The organism is Nocardia sp. NPDC004722 (assembly GCF_053601505.1).
Map to the genome: position 1 here is coordinate 1 of NZ_JBSGBY010000725.1, position 3812 is coordinate 3812.

Below are 3812 nucleotides of genomic sequence, written 5' to 3' on the forward strand. Positions count from 1 at the left end.
GGGTGACGCCCGAGCACGTGCAGCGCACCCTGACCGAGCTGCGCGCCGACACCTTGCGCCGCGCCGCCGATGTCGCCGACCTGTTCGCCGCCAGCCATCACGCCCAGGATCCGGCCGCCGCGAACCATCTGATCCTGGAGTCCGACGGCCACCGCGTGCATGTCGAGGTCACCGAGGACGCCAACGGCAACCGCCGCTTCGAGCCGATCAAGCGCCCCGATCTGCCGGTCGCGCCGAAGGAAGAGGCAACTCCGGAGGAGCGGCGCGGCCTCATGAAGCGCGCCTGGCGTCGCATGATGAAGGGCTTCCAGCCGCACACGCCGAAATACATGTCGGGCTCCGGCGTCGACGGCAAGGGTCAGGCCGCGCTGATCCATTTCGTCGGCGACGTGATCCACATGGACTACCACGAGATCGAAGAGGCGGGCGTCTTCCGCGTCCTCAAGGAGTCCGCGACGCTGCTGAAGGTGCGTGAGCAGATTCCGCTGCTGCAGCGCACCACCAGTCGCGTCAAAGATCTCGCCGCGGCCATCCACCCGATGCGGACCCGCGACGGCGGCGAATATCAGCCCTGGCGCACCGAGGTCGACCACCGGTTCACCCCGGAGGAGATGGCCAGCCATCAGGAGAGCATCGACCTCTACCACCTCAATCACCCCGATCACGCCGTCGAAACCCCGGCGCCGCCGCATGATCCGGACGGTGAGGCCCCACCGCAGGAGCGCCGCATGGCCGGTGACGTCCCGCAGCCGGTCGCCGACGCGGCGGCGGCTCGGGACGCGGCACTGGCGGATGTGGTCCGGCTGGCCGCCCGCCACGGCATCGACCTGATCGCGGAGGATCCGAAGTCGGTGCGCGCCGCGCTGAGCGACGCGACCTACGAACTCATGCGCCGCGCGGGCGCGATCGAGGCGCTGCGGGAGGTGTCGCAGCGCTATCACGAGCTGGCGGAGCTGGTTCCGGTGCGCCCGGTCAGTTTCACCGACAAGGATCCGCTCGGCCGTTTGGTGCGCGAGCTCTGGCAGGTCAACGAGGAGAAGCACCAGGAGCAGAAGGCCGCGCGCCGCCGCGAGCGGATCGGTGCCCCGGACGATATCGCCGCGAAGGCGTATCAGCCCCGCAAACCCAGGCTCACTGCCCTGGACCGCGACAGCGTCGGCAACGGCGGCGAATGGCAACGTCATTACGACGAGCCGGACCCCGAGGTATCGGTCGGCGAGCAGGACAAGTTCTTCCAGGCCGCGTTGCGGCGCGACCAGATTCGTGAGGAGCGCTCCAACTGGGCGCAGTTGCTCGGCGTCGGCTTGGACGATCTGACACCGACCGCCGACAACCCGAACAAGCTGCGGCACACCATCGCCGACCTGCGCATGCAGGTCCGTGACGATCGCGCCAACCTGACCGAGTTCGCGGCGGCGGTCGAGCATTTCCAGCGTGTCGATGCCGAGAACCGCAGGCTGAGCACCGAACTCGCCGATCGCTCCGCGCACGCCTGGCTGGAGGCGCACGGCGGCACCATGCTCGAAGACGGTGTCGGTATCCGACCGGGTGAGCACCCCGGGGACCCGAACCGGCTGGTCGTCATTCGCGGTGACGTCGACCACGACGTCCGCCTCGCCGAGGCGCTGGCCGCGCACCCCGACCTGGCCACGCTGCTCAATCACGGTGAGCTGCAACTGGAGTACCGCGTCGTTCACCTGGACGACGGCTATGTCGGTATCCGCGAGGCGGAGGCGCCGCAGGTCCGCTTCCAGGACGTCGAGGTGAACGGCGAGCGGACCCCGGTGCTGATGGCCCGCGGCTCCGGCGAGCCGTGGCGGGTGGTGCACCTCGACGCCGCGAGCCCGCACGAGACGGGTGGCGGGCATACGCCCGAGGAGCACGGGTCCGGGGAGACCCCGCCGCGCGACCCGGATGTCGTTCGCGAGGAACGCAATGCGGCGGCGCGCAAGCTGTCGACCTACACGATGGACCTGGGCGAGAACCTCGAGGAGACCATCAAGGCCCTGCATCAGGCGAACATGCTGCGGGCCGCGCAGGTCGAGGGCATGGCGGACTTCATCCGCAGCAGCGACGCCATCGACACCTTCCACGATCTCGACCGCCGGCTGAGCTATCTGGCGAACTCGATCGGCGTGGATCCGGAGCATCTGACGCCGGAGCGGGTGGCGGCGGCCATGACCGACCCGAATGTCCGCAAGGCGGCCCGTGCGCAGCGCATCGAGGACCTGCTCGATTACGCGAAGGCGTTGCGCGACAACGGCAAACACAATGGCACTGCGGAGAAGGTGCTGGCCGCCCGCGACCGGCTGGCCCGTCGTTTGGGCGTCGATCCGGCCGAGTTGTACGGCAGCAAGCACGTCATCCCCGAGTACGGCCCCGATCGGGGCGAGGTCGTCGGCTACGAGCCGGATGCCAAGAGCACCAGCAGCAAGGCGGTCGTGGCCGCCATCAACGATGTGCTGAAGCGGTCGGGCCGGCAGCCGGAACTGCTCGGCGCGCTCGCGGAGTACGCGAACACCCTCGCCGGGCTCGACCCGTATCGGTCGGGCATGCGGTTCGATCCGAGTACCGATCCGCGGGCCGCGGACGGTGTGCTACCGATCCACGACCCGAAGGCACCCGCGGCGCTGGAACACCTGCTGAGCGAATCCCTCGGCGAGCCACCGATTTCCGATGATCTTTCGCACTCGTCGGAGGCATGGTCGCATCTGCTCGGTGTCGATGTGCACGATATCGACGCGCAGGTGAAGCTGTACCGCGATGAAGTGCGGGGCGTCGAGGGCCTGCGGGATCGGTTGACCGCCGACCAACTCGCCAGGGTCCTGCACGGTCTGGAAGGTCCCGGCGACCCGCGCCGGCTGTACGGCGAGTACGCGATGAGCGTGCCGCACGAGCACGAGCCGCTCTCGGCGCACGAACTGGGCCAGGTGATCGACTACGTTCGGCACGCCCGCTACGCCGAAGTGTTCGAGGTGTACCGCGACGGCAAGATCGACAAGCACGAACGGCCCAAGCCGCAGGTGCTCGAGCAGCACATCCAGGACATGCGTGCGGAAATCGCGGCCCGCGACGCGGATATCAAGGCGCTGCACCGGCTGGCCAAGGAACACGACGACCTCACCCGCAACGCCCAGCCCGAAACCCCGCGCACGCCACGGGACGTCGCCGCGGAACTGGCCGAGGCCAGGCAGCGCCTGCTGTCGGCCGCCGATGCGCGCGAGCATGCCAAGGGCCGAATGTGGTTGCAGGACAACCGCCCCTTGGCCGACGGCGACCTGACGCCGGGCAATCTGCGTGGAACCGTCGAGTACCTGCAAACGCGCACGGCCGCGGAGGGCGGCCACCTCGCCGACTACGAGACCCGGATCGAGGATCTGCGGCGCACCGCCCACGAATTCAACCAGGCTCAGCAGCGGGTGACCGACCTGGAGTCGGCGTTGCACGCGGCGGTCGAGCACACCACCGGCGTGGGGGAGGGGCCGGTCGAGGCGTGGCAGCGGGAAGTCGAGAGTGCCCGCACCGATCTCGCGACCAGCGTCGACACCACGCCCGGCCCGTGGCATTCCGGGGATCTGGACCAGGTGGTCCGCCAGGTCGAATGGATGACCAAGGCGGCGCGCGAGTCGGGTGCGCCGTGGCCCGCGGAACTCGAGCCGGTGCGCGATGCCGTGCACCGCTACCAGGAGGCCCGCGAGCATCTCGTCGACGCGGAATTGCACGCGGCCGAAGAGGATCGGGCGGCCGAGACGCCGCGGCAGCGGGCCGAACGCGAATTGGCTTCCGCGCAGGCTGATCTGGCGCGTGCCGAG

At 69.4% G+C, this 3812-nt stretch carries 1 protein-coding gene; it reads left to right on the forward strand.

Annotated elements, in window-relative coordinates:
- Positions 1-3812, forward strand: a 3812-nt coding sequence (locus tag ACWELQ_RS40645; RefSeq protein ID WP_452402317.1) for a hypothetical protein, incomplete at both ends; no start/stop codon positions are given.